Raw genomic sequence first — 19,583 nt, 5'->3', positions numbered from 1 at the left:
CCAGCAATGCACAGCCCACTGCGCCCCGAGCAACGCCGGTTGCCGCTGCACGTGCACATCAGCGTCATGTTCACCTTTCTTTTATTGCTCACGGGCGTGGTGCTGGGCCTGTTCAATTACCACCAGACCACGCAGATCATCCTGTCGAGCAGCGAAAAGCTGTTTGACCGCATCGAGCAGGATGTACGCCTCGATCTGCAGGCAACCTATCAGCCGATCCGCAACCTGCTGAGCCTGCTGGCGGACACCCCGGCGGCCCAGGCGAGTAGTCTGGAACAACGCCTGCCGTTGCTCAGACCCTTCAGCCAGTCGCTGACCGACAACCCGGCGCTGGCGTCGCTGTATCTGGGTTACGCCAATGGCGATTTCTTCATGGTGCGCGCGCTGCGCACTGCGGCTCTGAAGGCACAGCTTCAGGCGCCTGAAGCGGCGGCCTATCAGGTCTGGAGCATCGAGCACGAGCCACAAGGCACTGTACGCTCGCAATCACTGTTCTTTGATCAGGCCCTGACACTGATCAACCGCCGCGAGCATCCCCAAGAGCCGTACGATCCGCGCAGCCGGACCTGGTTCAGCGACGCCCTGCAACAGGCAGGGCAGATCACCACCGAGCCCTATGTATTTTTCTCGACCCACAATGTCGGCACCACGCTGGCCCGGCGCAGCGGCGAGAATGCCGTGATCGGCGCCGATCTGACCCTCGCTTCGCTGTCGACCGCCCTGGGCAAGCACCGGGTCACGCCCTCGACAGAAATCGCGTTGTACGACACCGACGGCAACGCCGTGGCCTACCCCGACAGCCACCGCCTGATCGTCGATAACCGCACCGCGCGACTGGCCAGAGCGGCCGATCTCAGCCCTGAGCTGAACGCGCTGCTCAGCTCCGACACTATCGGCAAGCGTCTGCAAGTAAACGACCGGCAATGGATCCTCGCGCGCACCAGCATCGAGGAAGGCGGGCCGAAAGGTTTGCAACTGGCGTTGCTGGTGCCGGAAGACGAATTGCTGGTGGATGCGTTCCGGATGCGCTGGCAAGGCGCGCTGATCACCCTCGCCATCCTGTTGCTGTGCCTGCCATTGGGCTGGGTGATTTCGCGGATTCTGGTCAAACCGCTGCATACCCTGGTCAAGGAAGCCGATGCCATCCGCAGCTTCGACTTCAGTTCTCCGCTGGCGCGCCGCTCGCCCGTACTGGAAGTCGATCAGTTGAGCCTGTCGATGGCGCGGATGAAAGAAACCCTGGGCAGTTTCTTCCGCATCACCGACAGCCTTTGCGCCGAAACCCGTTTTGCCCCGCTGCTCGAACGTGTGCTGTTCGAAACCGTGCAGATCGCTCAGGCGCAGGCCGGTCTGATCTACCTGCGCGAAGCCGACGGCGCGCGCATGGAGCCTTATGGACTGGTCATCGATGGCGTGCCGCAGAAGCTGGAGGCGTTCGACATTGAGGGACGCGAGCTGCATAAGAACACTGGCCCGGCGTGGTTCGAGCAATTGGCCAGCGCCAACAATACCGTCAGCCATCTGGGCTTCGATCAGGCCGGCGACTTGCAGAAAATCCTCTTGGCCATGGAATCACCTCGCATTCACCTGATCGGCATCCGCCTGCACAACCAGCACAATGAAACCATCGGCCTGCTGGTTCTGCTGGTCAATGACAGCGGCGCGCCGGGCGATCTGGAAAAGCTGCGCCCCGACCGTATCGCCTTCTTGCAGGCGGTGTCCGGCGCGGCGGCGGTGAGCATCGAAAGCCAGCGCCTGCAAGCGCGGCAGAAACAACTGCTTGATGCCTTCATCCAACTGCTCGCCAGCGCGATCGACGCCAAGAGCCCCTACACCGGCGGCCATTGCCAGCGGGTGCCGGAACTGACGTTGATGCTCGCCCAGGCTGCTGCGGCAAGCCAGGACCCGGCGTTCAGCGCTTACCAACCGAGCGAGGATGAATGGGAGGCGTTGCACATCGCAGCGTGGCTGCACGATTGCGGCAAGGTCACAACGCCGGAATACGTGGTCGACAAAGCCACCAAGCTCGAGACCATCAACGATCGCATCCACGAAATCCGCACCCGCTTCGAGGTGCTCAAGCGTGACGTGTGGATCAATTACTGGCAGACGTTGGCGAACGGTGCAGATGAAGCGGCGCTGGCCCGCGCCCGTGATAGTGAGTTGCTGATGCTCGATGACGATTTTGCCTTTGTCGCCCGCTGCAATCTCGGTGGCGAGGCCATGGCCGAGGCCGATCTGCTGCGCCTCGAGCAAGTCGCGCAACGCAGATGGCTGCGCACACTTGATGATCGCCTCGGTGTGTCCTGGGAAGAAAACCGCCGCCAGGCAAAAACATCGGCGCCGACACTGCCCGTCAGTGAAAGACTGCTTGCCGACAAACCCGAGCATCTGATCGAACGCGACAAGAACGAGCTGATCCCCGAGGACAACCCCTGGGGCTTCAAACTCGATGTACCCGCGTACAAGTACAACCGCGGCGAGTTGTACAACCTGAAGATCGCCCGTGGCACGCTGACCCGCGAAGAGCGCTACATCATCAACCATCACATGGTGCAGACGATCATGATGCTCAGCCACCTGCCCTTCCCCGGTCACTTGGACAGCATTGCCGAGATCGCCGGCGGCCATCATGAAAAAATGGACGGCACCGGGTATCCGAAACGGCTGAAGCGCGAGGAAATGAGCCTGCCGGCGAGGATGATGGCGATTGCCGATATTTTCGAAGCGCTGACTGCCGCCGATCGCCCTTACAAGAAAGCCAAGTCGTTGAGCGAGGCGCTGGGGATCATGGCGACCATGTGCCGTGAAGCGCACATCGATGCGCCGCTGTTCGGCCTGTTCATCAATGAGGGTGTGTACATGCAGTACGCGACGCGGTTTCTTGATCCCGCGCAAATCGACAGCGTGGATACGGCCAGCCTGTTGCACAAGGCTGGCCTCAGCGGTTGATCAGCAGTCGGTCAGGCGCAGGAAAATCGCCGCCAGTTGCTCGATGCCGGTCTGATCTTCGGCGCCGAAACGCGCCAGCTTCGGGCTGTCGAGGTCGAGCACACCGATCAGGCGTCCGTCCTTGACCAACGGCACAACCAGTTCGCTGTTGGACGCGCTGTCGCAGGCGATGTGACCGGGGAAAGCATGCACATCCTCGACGCGCTGGGTTTGCAGGCTGGCAGCAGCAGCGCCGCACACACCGCGCCCGAACGGGATGCGCACGCAAGCGATCTGGCCCTGAAACGGGCCGAGCACCAGCTCTTCGTTGCGATTGAGGTAGAAACCGGCCCAGTTCAGATCATCGAGCTGGTTGAACAGGAACGCCGAGAACTGCGCGGCATTGGCGATGAAGTCGCGTTCGTCCGCCAGTAGCGATTCCAGTTGCGCGGCCAACATACCGTAGCCTTCGAGGCCCTGGCCGCTTTGTTGCAAATCAATCATGCCTTGTGCTCCAGCAATTTCAGTCCCACCCAGTAGCGGGCGAATTGATACGCGCAACGTCCGTTGCGATTACCGCGGCCGGTGGCCCAGCGCACGGCGAGGATGTCCAGTGCTTCGTCGCGCTGCCAGCTCAGGCCGGCCTTGGCGGCCAACTGGCCGATCCAGTGCTCGACGACGTTGAGAAAATGTTCCTGGGTAAACGGGTAGAACGACAGCCACAGACCGAAACGGTCAGACAGGGCGATCTTGTCTTCCACCGCTTCGCTCGGGTGCAGTTCGCCGTCGACGCGCTTCCAGTTTTCGTTGTCGCTTTCCTTTTCCGGCACCAGGTGGCGGCGGTTGGAAGTGGCGTACAGCAAGACGTTGTCGGGGGCCTGCTCAAGCGAACCGTCGAGCACGCTCTTCAGCACGCGATAGTCGCCTTCGCCGGATTCGAACGACAGGTCATCGCAGAACAGCACGAAACGTTGCGGCAATTTGGCGACTTGCTCGACCACCCGTGGCAGGTCAGCCAGGTGATCGCGTTCGATCTCGATCAGTCGCAGGCCGGCAGCGGCATGCTCGGCCAGCAACGCACGCACCAGCGAAGACTTGCCGGTACCGCGCGAGCCCCAGAGCAAGGCGTGGTTGGCCGGCATGCCATCAAGAAATTGTTGGGTGTTGCGCCCCAACTGCTCCAGCTGACGGTCGACGCCGATCAGGTCGGACAGACGCATGTCGAGGCTGACTTCCAGCGGCAACAGGTAGCCGCTGCGACCGTCACGCTGCCAGCGCGCTGCCAGGCATGTGTTCCAGTCAATGACGGGGCGCGGTGCCGGCAACAGTGGTTCGATTCGCGCCAGAACCGACTCGGCGCGTTCAAGAAAAGCATTCAATCGGGAATCCACGTCTTCTCCTCGGGCACTTTCACAGTGATGATGACGATCCAGCGACGACACACAGATAAAATCGCCTCAGCAAGCCTTGTTACAAGGCGATTCGGGAACCTCGGTATCCCTGCATGATCGACTATGCTTGAGCAGCGAAGGGAAACGGAAGTGGTTCAACAACCCATGGATATCAAATTCACCCACCGGCTGTCTTACAAGCAAGCCAGGCTTACCGTGCTGGTCGGGTTCATTCTGGGCACCCTGCTCAGTCTGCTGCAGATCGGCATCGATTATGCCAGCGAAGACGCTTCCATCAACCGGGAAATCCTCGCACTGCTGGAAATCAGCCACAATCCGGCCTCGCGCATCGCCTACAACATCGATGCCGAACTGGCGCAGGAGCTCACCCTCGGCCTGCTGCGCTCGCCGGCGATCATCGCCGCGCAACTGATCGACAACAACGACACCGTGCTGGCCAACGTCAAACGCCCGGAACTGCAGAGCAGCTATCGGCTGATCAGCGACTTCCTGTTCGGCGCCAAGCGTCATTTCGAAGATCGCCTGTACCTCGACCATTTGCCCAACGAATCCCTCGGCGTCCTCAAACTGGAAGTCGACACTTACGCCTTTGGCAGCCGCTTCTTGCGCCGCGCGGAAGTCACCCTGCTCAACGGTTTCGCCCGCAGTCTGCTGCTGACCGGGATTCTCCTGGCGCTGTTCTACGTGATGCTGACCAAACCACTGGTGCGGGTCATCCGTGAACTCAGCGGCCGCGACCCGCGCAGCGCCGAGCCGACCACGCTTGAGTGCCCCGCCGGCCACGGCAACGATGAAATCGGCGTGCTGGTCAAAGTCGCCAATCAGCAGTTCGAAAACATCGCCACCGAAATCCAGCAAAGGCGCACCGCGGAAAACCGCCTCACCGAATACCTCGCGCAACTGGAAGACATCGTCTCGGCGCGCACCGCCGAACTCAAGGCAATCAACGCCCGCCTCAGTCAATCCAACGAAGAGCTCGAAGTGGCCCGCCGCACTGCGCTGGACATGGCCGAAGCGCGTTCGGCGTTTCTGGCCAACATGAGCCATGAAATCCGTACACCACTCAACGGCCTGCTAGGGATGATCGCGCTGTCGCTGGACGGCCCGCTCAACGCCGAGCAGCAGCAACAACTGTCGATCGCCCACGACTCGGGCAAGGTGCTGGTGGAACTGCTCAACGATATTCTCGACCTGTCGAAATTCGACGCCGGGCAACTGGAGCTGGAAAACATCCCGTTCGACCTCGGCTCGCTGATCGAAGACACTGCCAACCTGCTCTCGCAGAACGCCGCGCCGAGCGTAGAGCTGACCTGCCTGATCGAGCCGCACTTCCCGGCGCTGGTGCTGGGCGACCCGACCCGGGTGCGGCAGATCGTCAGCAACCTGCTGTCCAACGCGCTGAAATTCACCCGCTTCGGTCGCGTCGATGTGCGTCTGTCGGCGCACAGGAATGGCGTGCGCATCGAAGTCTGCGACACCGGCATCGGCATCGCCCAGGAAGCGCAGGTGAAAATCTTCCAGCCGTTCACCCAGGCCGGCGCTGGTATCACCCGTCAGTACGGCGGCACCGGGCTGGGGCTCGCGCTAACGTACAACCTGTGCGAAGCGATGCAGGGTCGGCTGACCATCAGTTCCGAAAGCGGCTTCGGCAGCCAGTTCTGCGCCGAACTGCCACTGCCCTGCCACACTCGCGCCCTCCCTCCGCAGCCGTTACGTGGCAAGGTCCTCGCCATTACTGCAGCCAGCAGTGGCCTGGCGGAATTGCTGAAAAGCCTGTTGCCGGTGTGGGGCCTGGAATACACGCAGCGCACCATTGATGATTCGCTGCTGGGCCTGAATCCGGATGTGCTGATCACCGATTGTCCGGAATGCCTGTTCGGTCTGCGCCCGAGCATCACCGCGCCGATTCTGCTGGTGACTGCTTACGGCAGTTTTCTGCCCAGCGAAGAAGCCGCCGCCCTCGCCCCCTTGCAGCAGCAGGCCCGGCCGCTGGCGCGCAACGCGCTGTACCAGCATCTGCGACGGATTCTGCAACCGGAGGTCGCCGCCCTCACCGAAGCGCAAGCGGACGCCTCGCCGTCCGCGCGTCGGGGCAAGGTGCTGCTGGTCGAGGACAACCCGGTCAATCAACTGGTGGCAAAAGGCATGCTTGGCAAGCTTGGCTGCGATGTGGTGGTGGCGGGGCATGGCGCCGAGGCGCTGGATCAGCTGGAGTTTGCCGATTTCGATCTGGTGCTGATGGACTGCAACATGCCGGTGATGGATGGCTATGAAGCCAGTCGGCAGATTCGCCAGAGCGGGCGCTGGCCGAATCTGCCGATTGTCGCGCTGACCGCCAATGCCATGTCCGAGGAACGCGAACGCTGCCGCGCGGCGGGCATGAGCGACTATCTGGCCAAACCGTTTCGCCGCGAAGAACTCGCCGCGTTGCTCGATCAGTGGATGCCGACTACGAAAGCCCTTTGATCTGCCCGAGCAAGTGATCGAGGCCGGCGCGCAAACCATTGAGCCGGTCCAGATCAACGCCACTGTCGCAGAGCAGGCGCGCTTTCAGCGGCCCGACCTGCTCGCGCAATGCTTGCCCTGCAGGCGTCAGGCTCAAATGAACTTCGCGTTCATCCCGCGCCGAGCGCCGACGCTGGACCAGATCGATCTGCTCCAGACGCTTGAGCAAAGGCGTCAACGTCCCCGAATCCAGGGCCAAGCGTTCGCCCAAGGCCTTGACCGTCGGTTGCTCCGGCGCAGCGTCCTGCCATTCCCACAGCACCAGCATCGCCAGGTACTGCGGGTAGGTCAGGCCCAACTGATCGAGCATCGGCTTGTAGGCGCGAATCACCGCCCGCGAGGCCGCGTACAGCTTGAAGCACAACTGGCTGTCGAGCTTCAGCGAATCACCCGGCTGACTCATTTCAACAAAGCTTCGATCTCGCCGCTCAGGTCCTGCGGCTTGGTCGTCGGGGCGAAACGCTTGACCAACTGGCCATCCTTGCCGATCAGGAACTTGGTGAAATTCCACTTGATGCCCTGCGAGCCGAGCAGGCCCGGGGCGCGCTTCTTCAACTGCACGAACAGCGGGTGAGCATCGGCGCCGTTGACGTCGATCTTCTTGAACAGCGGAAAGCTGACGCCGAAATTCAGTTCGCAGAACTCGCTGATGGCGCCCTCATTGCCCGGCTCCTGTTTGCCGAACTGGTTGCACGGGAAACCCAACACCACCAGCCCCTGGTCCTTGTAGGTCTGCCAGAGTTCTTCGAGGCCCTTGTATTGCGGAGTGAAGCCACACTTGCTCGCGGTATTGACCACCAGCACCGCTTTGCCGGCGAAATCGGCCAAGGTCTTATGCTCACCCTTGATGGTGGTGCACGGGATATTCAGCAGGTTGTCGCTCATGGGTCGGCTCCGCAATGGTGAGGAAGGCGCAAACATAACGAGCAATTGAATTGTGTGCAATCTAATTACTCGATAAAAAGGCGACGCAATGTCGCCTGTTTCGGTTATTCGCGCGGCTCGAGATTCAGGCACACCGAGTTGATGCAATAACGCAGGCCGGTCGGTGGCGGGCCATCCGGGAATACGTGCCCCAGATGCGCATCGCAGCGCGCGCATTTCACTTCAGTGCGAATCATGCCGTGGCTAGTGTCGCGGATTTCTGTCATCGCGCTTTCGCCGATCGGCGCGTAAAAGCTCGGCCAGCCGCAGCCGGAGTCGAATTTGGTCTTGGAATCGAACAAAGGCTCGTTGCAGCAGACACAGTGGTAGACACCGTCGGTTTTGGTGTCGTTGTATTTGCCCGAGAACGGACGCTCGGTAGCACTCAGACGGCAGACGTTGTATTGCTCGGGGTCGAGCATGGCCTTCCACTCTTCCAGGGTTTTCTGCAACTTTTCCATCATCACACCTCAGCGGCTGAAAAAGCCCGATCTGTACCTTTTCCACGGATCGGGCGGCACGTATGATTGCGCCTCGTCACGCGCCAGTCTGGCAGCCAGACCGGGCGCATTCAAACGGATTCTGAGCGCTAAAGCGCCAGACCTCCGCCTGTGCGAAGACGCAGCAATCCCAGTACGGTTGTCCATTTGCCGCCTGGATCGTTCATTTTCGGGATCACATCGCCATGCAGTTCAGCAAATCGAACAAGCTCGCCAACGTCTGCTACGACATTCGCGGCCCGGTGCTCAAGCACGCCAAACGACTGGAAGAGGAAGGCCAGCGCATCCTCAAGCTGAACATCGGCAACCCGGCGCCGTTTGGTTTCGAAGCGCCGGACGAAATCCTCCAGGACGTGATCCGCAACCTGCCGACCGCGCAGGGCTACAGCGATTCCAAAGGCCTGTTCAGCGCGCGCAAGGCGGTGATGCAGTACTACCAGCAGAAGCAGGTTGAAGGTGTCGGCATCGAAGACATCTACCTGGGCAACGGTGTGTCCGAGCTTATCGTGATGTCGCTGCAGGCGCTGCTCAACAACGGCGACGAAGTGCTGGTGCCAGCCCCGGACTATCCGCTGTGGACCGCTGCCGTCAGCCTCGCTGGCGGTAACGCTGTGCATTATCTGTGCGACGAAGGCGCCGACTGGTTCCCGGATCTGGCCGACATCAAGGCCAAGATCACCCCGAACACCAAGGCCATGGTGATCATCAACCCGAACAACCCGACCGGTGCGGTGTACTCGAAGGAAGTGTTGCTGGGCATGCTGGAAATCGCCCGGGCGCATAATCTGGTGGTGTTCTCCGACGAGATCTACGACAAGATTCTTTATGACGACGCCGTGCACATCTGCACCGCTTCGCTGGCCCCGGACCTGCTCTGCCTGACCTTCAACGGCCTGTCGAAATCCTACCGCGTGGCCGGTTTCCGCTCCGGCTGGATTGCCATTTCCGGGCCGAAACACAACGCGCAGAGTTACATCGAAGGCATCGACATGCTAGCCAACATGCGCCTGTGCGCCAACGTGCCGAGCCAGCACGCGATCCAGACCGCGCTGGGGGGCTACCAGAGCATCAACGATCTGGTGCTGCCGCAGGGTCGCCTGCTGGAGCAGCGCAATCGCACCTGGGAGTTGCTCAACGATATTCCCGGCGTCAGCTGCGTGAAGCCGATGGGCGCGCTGTACGCGTTCCCGAAAATTGACCCGAAGGTGTGCCCGATCCATAACGACGAGAAATTCGTGCTTGATCTGCTGCTTTCCGAGAAGCTGCTGGTGGTGCAGGGCACAGCGTTCAACTGGCCGTGGCCGGACCACTTCCGCGTGGTCACCCTGCCCCGCGTCGATGATCTGGAAATGGCCATCGGCCGCATCGGCAACTTCCTCAAGTCCTACCGCCAGTAATGGGCCAGCAGTGCGCAACGAATTGGCTGTTGCGCACTGTCTGATTCAGCAACACATCTTTGTTCCGCGCCTTTGCAGCCCTTCTACACTTGCGATGCGAGCCGTACAGACGTATCTGACCTAATGGCGGCGGGGCGAAAGGCTGTGTCATCCGTGTCGGAATCGAGGGTGGGAATTTTCTTTTTGCTCAGGAAACCGCTGTAGGACACAGTTTGAAATAGTCACTCGGTTGAATAGCCCGGTGCCGCACCTTATATACCCCGCAGTACGCTACATCTTTAGCTTGAGGAGAGTTCTACAACCATGATGCGCATCCTGCTGTTTTTGGCCACTAACCTGGCGGTCGTGCTGATAGCCAGCATCACCCTGAGCCTGTTCGGCTTCAACGGGTTCATGGCGGCCAACGGGGTCGACCTCGACCTCAGTCAGCTGCTGGTTTTCTGTGCGGTCTTTGGTTTCGCCGGCTCGCTGTTCTCGCTGTTCATCTCCAAGTGGATGGCGAAGATGAGCACCGGCACGCAAATCATCAGCCAGCCACGCACCCGTCATGAGCAATGGCTGCTGCAAACGGTCGAGCAATTGTCCCGCGAAGCCGGGATCAAGATGCCTGAAGTCGGGATTTTCCCGGCCTACGAAGCGAATGCTTTCGCTACCGGCTGGAACAAGAACGACGCGCTGGTCGCGGTCAGCCAGGGCCTGCTCGAGCGATTCTCGCCCGATGAAGTGAAAGCCGTACTGGCCCACGAAATCGGTCACGTCGCCAACGGCGACATGGTCACGCTGGCGCTGATCCAGGGCGTGGTGAACACCTTTGTGATGTTCTTCGCGCGGATCATCGGCAACTTCGTCGACAAGGTCATCTTCAAGAACGAAGAAGGCCAGGGCATCGCTTACTACGTGGCGACCATCTTCGCCGAACTGGTGCTGGGCATCCTCGCCAGCGCAATCGTCATGTGGTTCTCGCGCAAGCGCGAATTCCGTGCCGACGAAGCCGGCGCCCGCCTGGCCGGTACCAGCGCGATGATTGGCGCTCTGCAACGTCTGCGTGCCGAACAGGGCCTGCCGGTGCATATGCCCGACACCCTGAACGCCTTCGGCATCAACGGTGGCATCAAACAGGGCTTCGCCCGCATGTTCATGAGCCACCCACCGCTGGAAGAGCGTATTGACGCATTGCGTCGTCGCGGTTGATTTGACCGAAGTGAAAAAGAAGGCCCGCAGCGATGCGGGCCTTTTTTTGTATCTTCAGGTCATGGGTTGTCAGCAAAGTCCCTTTCGCGAGCAGGCTCGCTCCCACCTTTGAAATGCATTCCCTTGTGGGAGCGAGCCTGCTCGCGAATACGCCGGAGCTGCTAACAGAAAACTATCTGGAAGAAACCCGATAAACCCGCTCCACCAACCACTCAACCCCGCCCTGCAGAAACTTGGGGCTCTCAGCCAGAATATCTCGCTCTTCCAGTTTCTCCAGTTGCCAACCCTGGCCCAGCAACCGCTGCACCTCATCATCATTCACCGCAAACGGCGGCGCCGGAATCTGCGTCTGATCGTAATCCAGGGTAATCACCAGCCCCTTCATCTCTGGCGCCAGCAACTGCTGCAGATGCGCCGCGTAGCGCTGGCGCATCGCGTCCGGCAAGGCAATCAGCGCGGCGCGGTCATACAGCGCGGTGCAACCGGCAACATCCTCTGCCGTCAGCGCGAAAAAATCCCCGCACCACAGTTCGATGGCATCACTGCGATAAACCTTGAATGGGCCCTTCTCGCTGATCTGCGGCTGCAATTGATGATCGCTGAAAAACTCCTCGACAGCCTTTTCCGCTAGCTCAACCCCAATCACCTGATGTCCCTGCCCGGCAAGCCAGAGCAGATCCAGACTCTTGCCGCACAGCGGCACCAGCACGCGTGCTGACGGTGCAATCGCCAGCTCCGGCCAATAGCGCTGCATATACGGGTTGGCCTCGGACTGATGAAAGCCGATCTGGTTCGAATCCCATTTCTTGTACCAAAACTCAGGCTGCATGGATCACTCCCGAAAAACCGATGAAAAACCGCAGAAACTTATATTGGATTCAGATCGATGATCTGACTGAAGATGGCTCATCTTAGCGCTCAGGAGCCCGTCCATGTTGCCCAGCCTGTTTATCTCCCACGGTTCACCGATGCTCGCGCTGGAGCCCGGTGCCAGCGGCCCGGCACTGGCGCGAATGGGCGCCGAACTGCCGCGCCCCAAAGCCATCGTCATCGTCTCGGCGCACTGGGAAAGCCAGGAACTGCTGGTCAGCAGCCACCCGCATCCGGAAACCTGGCACGACTTCGGCGGTTTCCCCCGTGCGCTGTTTGAAGTGCAGTACCCGGCACCGGGCAATCAGCAACTGGCCGCCGAAGTGGCTGAATTGCTGAACGCCAATGACCTGCCGGCGCGGCTCGATCCGCAACGACCGTTTGATCATGGTGTCTGGGTGCCGCTGTCGTTGATGTATCCGCAGGCCGACATTCCGGTGGTGCAAGTCTCGCTGCCGAGTCGTGGCGGGCCGGCGTTGCAGACGCGAGTTGGCCGTGCGCTGGCGAGCCTGCGCGAACACGGCATTCTGTTGATCGGCTCCGGTAGCATCACCCACAATCTCCGCGAGCTGGACTGGCATGCCGGCCCGGAAAGCATTGAACCGTGGGCGCGGGATTTCCGTGACTGGATGATCGACAAGCTGGCCGCCAACGATGAAACGGCGCTGCATGATTATCGCCAGCAGGCGCCAAATGCGGTGCGCAGTCACCCCAGTGATGAGCATTTGTTGCCGTTGTATTTTGCGCGCGGTGCTGGCGGGGTTTTCAGCGTGGCGCATCAGGGTTTCACGATGGGCGCGCTGGGCATGGATATCTATCGCTTCGGTTGAGGCCTTCGCGAGCAGGCTCGCTCCCACAGCAGCCAATGAACAGGCAAAAAAAATCCCCGAACCAGTCGGGGATTTTTTATGTTCGATCAATCAGCCCAAGGGCGGATCAATCTTCGCGGTAGCGACGCAGCTTGAGCTGCTTACCGGCCACGCGAGTGTCCTTCAGTTTGGTCAGGAGTTTTTCCAGACCTTCTTCCGGCAGCTCGACGAGGCTGAAGCTGTCACGCACCTGGATGCGACCGATCGCTTCACGGGCCAGACCGCCTTCGTTGAGGATGGCGCCCAGCAGGTTTTTCGCAGCGATACCGTCACGCGCACCCAGCGCGGTACGGCAACGAGCGCGGCCTTCGCCCAGCGGCATTGGCGCGCGACGCTCGCGGTCACCACGATCAGGACGATCACCGGAACGCTCAGGACGGTCGCCACGCGGTGCGTTGTTCGGCACCAGTGGACGTTCCTTCTCGATCGCGGCCAGGTTCAGCGCTTGACCATTGGTGGCCTTGCGCAGCAGCGCAGCAGCCAGAGCACGCGGGGTGCAACCGATGTCGGCAGTCAGGCGGTCGAGCAGCTCACCGTGAGTCGATTCGGCATCAGCAACCAGCGGCGACAGGCTGTTGGTCAGTTTCTTGATGCGAGCATCGAGAACGGCCTGAGCGTCTGGCAGGCGTACTTCGGCAACTTTCTGCCCGGTTACGCGCTCGATCACTTGCAGCATGCGGCGCTCACGTGGAGTCACCAGCAGCAGTGCACGACCCTCGCGACCGGCACGGCCGGTACGGCCGATACGGTGCACGTAGGATTCCGGGTCGTACGGCATGTCAACGTTGAACACGTGAGTGATGCGCGGAACGTCGAGACCACGAGCAGCAACGTCGGTAGCAACAACGATGTCCAGACGGCCATCCTTGAGCGAGTCGATCACGCGCTCACGCTGGTTCTGGGCGATATCACCGTTCAACGCGGCGGCTTTGTAGCCTTTGGCGTCGAGGGCGCTGGCCAGGTCCAGGGTCGCTTGCTTGGTGCGCACGAACATGATCAGGGCGTCGAAGTCTTCGACTTCCAGCAGGCTGAGTACGGCCGAGGTTTTCTGGTCAGCGTGAACCAACAGGTGAGCCTGTTCGATCGCGGTAACGGTCTGGGTCTTGGTCTGGATCTTGACGTGTTGCGGATCGCGCAGGTGGCGTTCGGCAATGGCGCGGATCGACTGCGGCAGGGTCGCCGAGAACAGCACGGTCTGGCGGGTCGATGGCAGAGCCTTGAAGATGACTTCCAGGTCATCCATGAAGCCCAGCTTCAACATTTCGTCAGCTTCGTCGAGAACCAGATGGTTCACGGTCGACAGGACTTTCTCGTCGCGACGCAGGTGGTCGCACAGACGCCCCGGAGTAGCGACAACAATCTGTGCGCCATTACGGATTGCCTTGAGTTGCGGGCCCATCGGCGCGCCGCCGTAGACAGCCACGACGGTGACGCCTGGCATTTGCTTGGCGTAGGTTTCAAAAGCGGTTGCTACTTGCAGCGCCAACTCTCGGGTTGGCGCCAGGATCAGGGCTTGCGGTTCGCGCTTGGCAGGATCGATGCGGTGCAGAATAGGCAGTGCGAACGCGGCGGTTTTACCGGTACCGGTTTGCGCCTGGCCAATCATGTCCTGGCCGGCCATGATGATCGGGATCGATTGCTGCTGAATCGCCGAAGGCTCTTCGTAGCCAGTCGCTGCGACGGCTGCAAGAATATTCGGGTTGAGATTAAAAGCGGCGAATCCGCCGGTTTCCTGGGTCATGGGTCTGCCTCTAAGTGCATCCGCAAAGACCCATGCTCCAAAGCTGCGCATGCCGTGTTGAGACTCAAGAGTCGCCCTGGCAGCTTTGTCGGCGGGGATTTGCGAAAACGAATGAATGAAGATGAATCGTCAAGGAAGAGCCCGCAATGCGGACGTGCAGCCGAAGCTGACTTCGGGAAATGCGCTACCTAAACGCGGCCCGGTTAAAGGCCGGCGCGCACTATACCGGATTTCGCCTGAAAAGGGAGCTTTTTTTGTCGCCCTTATCCGTGTGTCACCGCCGTGTAACGGGGTTTTGCGGATAATCGCGCAACGGTCTATTTTGCAAAGGCCCGGCCCTGCGGGCGATGACGCTTAAACGGTTCACCGACCTGCGGCAAAGCGCCGCGCACCCGCCCTTCCCGCTTGAGGATTTAGCCATGAATCAGCCCTGCGCAGGCCGCGTCAGCCGAGAACGTCGTGGTCATGTGCACTTGATCGGCCTCGATCGGGCGGCCAAGCGCAACGCTTTCGATATCGACCTGCTCAACGATCTGAGCCTGGCCTACGGCGAATTCGAAGCCGACCGCGAAGCGCGGGTCGCCGTGGTGTTCGGCCATGGCGAACACTTCACCGCCGGGCTCGATCTGGTCAATGCCAGCGCGGCGCTGGCCGAAGGTTGGCAGGTTCCGAGCGGCGGCTGCGATCCCTGGGGCGTTTTCGTCGGCCCACGGGTGAGCAAACCGGTCATCGTCGCCGCGCAGGGTTACTGCCTGACCATCGGCATCGAGCTGATGCTGGCGGCGGACATCAACCTGTGCGCGAGCAACACTCGCTTCGCGCAGATGGAAGTACAGCGTGGGATCTTTCCGTTTGGCGGCGCGACTTTGCGTTTCCAGCAGATCGCCGGCTGGGGCAACGCGATGCGCTGGTTGCTCACCGGCGATGAATTTGATGCCCACGATGCCTTGCATCTGGGCTTGGTGCAGGAAGTGATGGCCAGTGAGGATTTGCTGCCAAGGGCGATTGAGCTAGCCGAACGGATTGCCCGGCAGGCACCGCTGGGCGTGCAGGCGACCTTGATGTCAGCGAGACAGGCGCGTTATGAGGGGGAGACAGCGGCGGCGCAGGCATTACCGGCGCTGGTGAAGAAGTTGCTCGCCACTGAAGATGCCCGGGAGGGAGTGCGATCGTTGGTGGAGCGGCGGCCCGGGATCTTCAAAGGGGTGTGAAGAATCTGCTGCCTGTCAGGGCCTCTTCGCGAGCAGGCTCGCTCCCACAGGTCGAACGCATTTCAAATGTGGGAGCGAGCCTGCTCGCGAAGGGGGCGGTACTGCCGGCTCAGGTCGCCGGGCGAATCGCGTTGATCAACGACTGCAACGAATAACCCAGCTGCGGCGCCAGCGCTTCGGCCCGTTGGTTCAGCGCCTGCATGTCCAGCGCCTGATCGAGATCCGCCGGGACAATCAGAATCACGTTGCCCTCCTTCACCGGCAATTCCCAGTAATGCCGGTGATAGAGCCCGCGCAACAACGCCGCGCCCAGCGGTTTGCCATCGTCGGTGGCCCACTGGTTGATCACCAGCCAGCCGCCCGGATTCAGGCGCTTCTGACAATCGCCGAGAAAACTCCAGGCCAGATGCCCGACACCGGGACCGACATCGGTATAGAGGTCGACGAAAATCAGATCCGCCGGCTCGGCAGTCGGCAGCAATTCCAGCGCATCGCCGACGCGGATGTACAAACGCGGATCGTCATCCAGGCCGAGGTATTCAATGGCCAGGCGCGGCACGTCCGGGCGCAGTTCGATGGCTTCGACGTCTTCCAGCGGCAGAAACTTCAGGCATGCCTGGGTCAGCGTGCCCGCGCCCAAACCGAGAAACAGCGCGCTCTCCGGCTGCTCGTGGCACAGCGCGCCGATCAGCATCGCGCGGGTGTAGTCGTACTCCAGCCAGCTCGGGTCGGCGGTGAACACGCAGCTCTGCTCGATCGCATCGCCGAACTCGAGAAAGCGGTAATCGGCCACTTCCAGCACGCGAATCACGCCGAACTCATCCTGTACTTCGGCGAGCAGATGCTCGACGCGCTCCTCAGTCATTTCGTCTCCTGATGGTCACCGGGCGCGGTGACGCGATGGCACCGCTGTGGGGCCGTGGCAAAGCGGCGATTGTCGGCGATGGGGCGGGAACAGGTCACGCACTAATTGCTGCTAACATGGCGCTTCCCTGCGTACGAACTTCGAGACCGTGATGAGCCAACCGTGGAGCCCTGACAGCTGGCGCGCCCTGCCGATCCAGCAACAACCGCAATACCCCGACGCCGCGCATCTGCGCCAGGTCGAGCAAACCCTGGCCAGCTATCCGCCGCTGGTGTTCGCCGGCGAAGCGCGCGAGCTGCGCCGGCAGTTTGCCGAAGTCACTCAGGGCCGCGCGTTTCTGTTGCAGGGCGGCGATTGCGCGGAAAGCTTCGCCGAATTCTCCGCCGCGAAGATCCGCGACACCTTCAAAGTGTTGCTGCAAATGGCAATCGTCATGACCTTCGCCGCTGGCTGCCCGGTGGTCAAGGTCGGGCGCATGGCCGGCCAGTTCGCCAAACCGCGTTCGGCCAACGACGAAACCATCGGCGGCGTAACCCTGCCGGCCTACCGTGGCGACATCGTCAACGGCATCGGCTTCGACGAAAAGAGCCGCGTGCCCGATCCGGAGCGTTTGCTGCAGTCCTATCATCAGTCCACAGCAACCTTGAACCTGTTGCGCGCTTTCGCCCAGGGCGGTTTTGCCGACCTGCACCAAGTGCACAAGTGGAACCTGGATTTCATCGCCAACTCGGCGCTGGCCGAGAAGTACAGCCACCTCGCCGACCGCATCGATGAAACCCTCGCGTTCATGCGCGCCTGCGGCATGGACAGCTCGCCGCAACTGCGCGAAACCAGTTTCTTCACAGCCCACGAAGCGTTGCTGCTGAATTACGAAGAAGCCTTCGTCCGCCGCGACAGCCTGACCAACGATTACTACGATTGCTCGGCGCACATGCTGTGGATCGGCGACCGCACCCGCCAGCTCGACGGCGCGCACGTCGAGTTCCTGCGCGGGGTGAACAACCCGATCGGCGTCAAGGTCGGACCGAGCATGAATCCTGATGACCTGATCCGCCTGATCGACGTGCTCAACCCGGACAACGATCCGGGCCGCTTGAACCTGATCGCGCGGATGGGTGCGAACAAGGTCGGCGATCATCTGCCGGCACTGATCCGCGCGGTCCAGCGCGAAGGCAAGCAGGTGCTGTGGAGCTCCGATCCGATGCACGGCAACACCATCAAGGCCAGCAGCGGCTACAAGACCCGCGATTTTGCGCAGATCCTTGGCGAGGTGAAGCAGTTCTTCCAGGTGCACGAAGCGGAAGGCAGTTATGCCGGCGGCATTCATATCGAGATGACCGGACAGAACGTCACCGAGTGCATCGGCGGCGCCCGACCGATTACCGAGGACGGCTTGTCCGACCGTTATCACACCCACTGCGATCCACGGATGAATGCTGACCAGTCGCTGGAATTGGCGTTTTTGATTGCCGAAACCCTGAAGCAAGTTCGGCGCTAGACCGTGTCGCCTCCCTTCGCGAGCAGGCTCGCTCCCACATTTGCAATGCGTTTCCCTGTGGGAGCGAGCCTGCTCGCGAAAGGGCCGGCTCAGGCAACCTCAATCCGCGCCAATGCCACCCTCAACCGCCACGCACTCTCGCGCTGACAATTCAACTCCACCCGCGCCAACCCCAACCACTGCGCCATCCGCCGCAAATTCAGCGCCAGCGCCAGCATGCCCTCCTCGTCAAGCCCCGGTTCTTCCTCGTGCACCGCATGCACCGCCAACTGCCCTGCCGCCCGTTCGGCGCGCAGATCAACCCGCGCGGCGATCCGCTCGTTGTGCAAAAACGGCAGCACGTAATAGCCGTAAACCCGCTTGGGCTGCGGTGTGTAGATTTCCAGGCGATAGCGGAAATCGAACAAACGCTCGGTGCGGCTGCGCTCCCAGATCAGCGAATCGAACGGCGACAGCAGCGCACTGGCAATGACCTTGCGCGGCACTTTGGGCTCCGGCAGGCAATAGGCGATCTGCCGCCAGTCGGCGACTTCACACATCTGCAATTGACCAGCTTCAACCAACTCAGCCAGACGCGGCCGAGCATCCGCAGGGCTCAGGCGAAAGTAATCACGCAGGTCTTTTTCCGTACCAACGCCCAATGCTTGCGCCGCATGCAACAGCAAACCGCGTTGCGCCTCGGCCTCATCCGGCGTGGGCTGTTGCAGGATCGCAGCAGAAATCACCCGCTCGGGCAAATCGTACAAGCGCTCGAAACCGCGTCGCCCCGCCACTGTGACCTCACCGGCGGCGAACAACCATTCCAGCGCATGTTTCTCGGCACTCCAGTCCCACCATGGCCCGGCCTTGTCTTCGCGGGTCGACAGACTGCCGGCACCCAGCGCGCCCCGCTCCTCAACCGCAGTCAGCACGCGGCGAATGGTTTCCTGTTGTTCGCGACCAAACCTCGCCAATTGCTGATAGATGTCTTCGCCACGCTTGGCGCGTTGCATACGCCAGCCCAGCAACGGGTACATCGACAGCGGCAACAGCGACGCTTCATGGCCCCAGTATTCGAACAGCGTGCGCCGCCGCCCCGAACTCCAGGCAGCCTGGTCGAGCAAGTCAGATGTATAGGAACCGAGACGGGAAAACAGCGGCAGGTAGTGCGAGCGCACCACGGCATTGACGGAATCGATTTGCAGCAGGCCCAGCCGTACGATCAGCCGGTTGAGATGACTGGCATTGACGGTCGGCGGCTGGCGCCCGTTGAACCCTTGGGCAGCCAGCGCCAGACGTCGCGCCTGTTTGAGGGAAAAGGACACTGTCGCGGGCATTTATTCCTCCATGTCTGCTCGCAACCTACCTCACCTGAAAGGGGTTTGTGTAGCGATAGCCTCATCATTTATGCATCGGGTCGTCCCAGAACGGCCGCACGGTTTCGTGTTCGACATCGGCGCGGCTGATGCCGATGTCCTTCAGCGCCTCATCGCTCAGACCGGCGAGCATTTCCCGTTCACGATGCAGCTCATACCAACGGCTGAATTTGTGCAGCAGATCGGACACGATATGGCCATGGCCGGACAGCTGTTCTTCGCTTGCATACTCTCTTTGACCTTTCATCGCCTTGCCTCCTTTTGTGGATGGCTCAAGTCTCGCGCCGGCGCTAAGATCAATCCAACGAATGTTT

General features: G+C 61.1%; 17 protein-coding genes. 7 read left to right on the top strand and 10 right to left on the bottom strand.

The annotated features are described in order from the left end of the window. Positions 1–6 precede the first annotated feature (6 nt). A complete protein-coding gene (locus KVG85_RS02375; protein WP_217862880.1) occupies positions 7–2,952 on the top strand; it encodes an HD domain-containing phosphohydrolase in 2,946 nt (981 codons plus the stop codon). Here KVG85_RS02375 and KVG85_RS02370 read toward each other — a convergent pair whose 3' ends face one another. Both KVG85_RS02370 and KVG85_RS02365 read right to left on the bottom strand, forming a co-directional pair. Continuing rightward, the gene (locus KVG85_RS02370; protein WP_130901296.1) at positions 2,953–3,435 is read right to left on the bottom strand and encodes a GAF domain-containing protein; all 483 of its coding nucleotides are present in this window, start codon (positions 3,433–3,435) and stop codon (positions 2,953–2,955) included. Beyond that, the gene (locus tag KVG85_RS02365; protein WP_016770851.1) at positions 3,432–4,322 is read right to left on the bottom strand and encodes an ATP-binding protein; all 891 of its coding nucleotides are present in this window, start codon (positions 4,320–4,322) and stop codon (positions 3,432–3,434) included. Before KVG85_RS02365 ends, KVG85_RS02370 begins: the two co-directional genes overlap by 4 nt. A 165-nt stretch (positions 4,323–4,487) precedes the next feature. Here KVG85_RS02365 and KVG85_RS02360 point away from each other — a divergent pair, with 165 nt between their 5' ends. Next, the gene (locus KVG85_RS02360; RefSeq protein WP_217862879.1) at positions 4,488–6,809 is read left to right on the top strand and encodes a hybrid sensor histidine kinase/response regulator; all 2,322 of its coding nucleotides are present in this window, start codon (positions 4,488–4,490) and stop codon (positions 6,807–6,809) included. Here the strand turns inward: KVG85_RS02360 and KVG85_RS02355 are convergent. The 3 genes from KVG85_RS02355 to msrB form a co-directional block, all read right to left on the bottom strand. Beyond that, positions 6,793–7,251, bottom strand: a complete 459-nt coding sequence (locus KVG85_RS02355) for a MarR family winged helix-turn-helix transcriptional regulator (protein WP_217862878.1) — start codon at positions 7,249–7,251, stop codon at positions 6,793–6,795. The genes KVG85_RS02360 and KVG85_RS02355 overlap by 17 nt on opposite strands. After that, positions 7,248–7,733, bottom strand: coding sequence for a glutathione peroxidase (locus tag KVG85_RS02350; RefSeq protein ID WP_217862877.1), 486 nt, complete (start codon positions 7,731–7,733; stop codon positions 7,248–7,250). The genes KVG85_RS02355 and KVG85_RS02350 overlap by 4 nt, the downstream gene beginning before the upstream one ends. 104 nt (positions 7,734–7,837) lie before the next feature. Then, the gene (msrB, locus tag KVG85_RS02345) at positions 7,838–8,233 is read right to left on the bottom strand and encodes a peptide-methionine (R)-S-oxide reductase MsrB (protein ID WP_217862876.1); all 396 of its coding nucleotides are present in this window, start codon (positions 8,231–8,233) and stop codon (positions 7,838–7,840) included. 224 nt (positions 8,234–8,457) lie between these two features. Between msrB and KVG85_RS02340 the strand changes: the two genes are divergently transcribed. Then, positions 8,458–9,669, top strand: coding sequence for a pyridoxal phosphate-dependent aminotransferase (locus tag KVG85_RS02340; protein ID WP_016770856.1), 1,212 nt, complete (start codon positions 8,458–8,460; stop codon positions 9,667–9,669). A 303-nt stretch (positions 9,670–9,972) separates the two neighbouring features. Then, positions 9,973–10,860 carry a protease HtpX gene (htpX, locus tag KVG85_RS02335; RefSeq protein WP_007908619.1) on the top strand — a complete coding sequence of 296 codons (888 nt, stop codon included), beginning with the start codon at positions 9,973–9,975 and terminating at the stop codon, positions 10,858–10,860. Between the two features lie 172 nt (positions 10,861–11,032). On the opposite strand, the gene KVG85_RS02330 is transcribed toward htpX, so the two are convergent. Then, complete coding sequence (locus KVG85_RS02330) at positions 11,033–11,689, bottom strand: thiopurine S-methyltransferase (protein ID WP_217862875.1); 657 nt, start codon at positions 11,687–11,689, stop codon at positions 11,033–11,035. A gap of 103 nt (positions 11,690–11,792) precedes the next feature. Between KVG85_RS02330 and KVG85_RS02325 the strand changes: the two genes are divergently transcribed. Beyond that, positions 11,793–12,560, top strand: a complete 768-nt coding sequence (locus tag KVG85_RS02325) for a DODA-type extradiol aromatic ring-opening family dioxygenase (RefSeq protein ID WP_217862874.1) — start codon at positions 11,793–11,795, stop codon at positions 12,558–12,560. Between the two features lie 106 nt (positions 12,561–12,666). On the opposite strand, the gene KVG85_RS02320 is transcribed toward KVG85_RS02325, so the two are convergent. Then, positions 12,667–14,340: a DEAD/DEAH box helicase gene (locus KVG85_RS02320; RefSeq protein ID WP_016770859.1), complete on the bottom strand. Its 1,674-nt coding sequence runs from the start codon at positions 14,338–14,340 to the stop codon at positions 12,667–12,669. 419 nt (positions 14,341–14,759) lie between these two features. Between KVG85_RS02320 and KVG85_RS02315 the strand changes: the two genes are divergently transcribed. Beyond that, on the top strand, positions 14,760–15,551 hold the full coding sequence (locus tag KVG85_RS02315; protein WP_071173120.1) for a crotonase/enoyl-CoA hydratase family protein: 792 nt from the start codon (positions 14,760–14,762) through the stop codon (positions 15,549–15,551). Positions 15,552–15,660: 109 nt separating this feature from the next. Here the strand turns inward: KVG85_RS02315 and KVG85_RS02310 are convergent, their stop codons facing one another. Next, complete coding sequence (locus KVG85_RS02310; RefSeq protein ID WP_217862873.1) at positions 15,661–16,416, bottom strand: spermidine synthase; 756 nt, start codon at positions 16,414–16,416, stop codon at positions 15,661–15,663. Between the two features lie 151 nt (positions 16,417–16,567). On the opposite strand from KVG85_RS02310, the gene KVG85_RS02305 reads away from it, so the two are divergent. Continuing rightward, a complete protein-coding gene (locus KVG85_RS02305; RefSeq protein ID WP_038861070.1) occupies positions 16,568–17,914 on the top strand; it encodes a class II 3-deoxy-7-phosphoheptulonate synthase in 1,347 nt (448 codons plus the stop codon). 89 nt (positions 17,915–18,003) lie between these two features. Here KVG85_RS02305 and KVG85_RS02300 read toward each other — a convergent pair whose 3' ends face one another. Further along, on the bottom strand, positions 18,004–19,230 hold the full coding sequence (locus KVG85_RS02300) for a winged helix-turn-helix domain-containing protein (RefSeq protein WP_217862872.1): 1,227 nt from the start codon (positions 19,228–19,230) through the stop codon (positions 18,004–18,006). Positions 19,231–19,294: 64 nt separating this feature from the next. Then, on the bottom strand, positions 19,295–19,516 hold the full coding sequence (locus KVG85_RS02295; protein ID WP_024013770.1) for a DUF1127 domain-containing protein: 222 nt from the start codon (positions 19,514–19,516) through the stop codon (positions 19,295–19,297). Positions 19,517–19,583 lie beyond the last annotated feature (67 nt).

The sequence above is a fragment of the Pseudomonas triticicola genome (genome assembly GCF_019145375.1).
Taxonomy (GTDB): domain Bacteria; phylum Pseudomonadota; class Gammaproteobacteria; order Pseudomonadales; family Pseudomonadaceae; genus Aquipseudomonas; species Aquipseudomonas triticicola.
The sequence above is the reverse complement of the archived record's forward strand: the minus strand, read 5'-3'. Positions and strand labels throughout refer to the sequence as shown.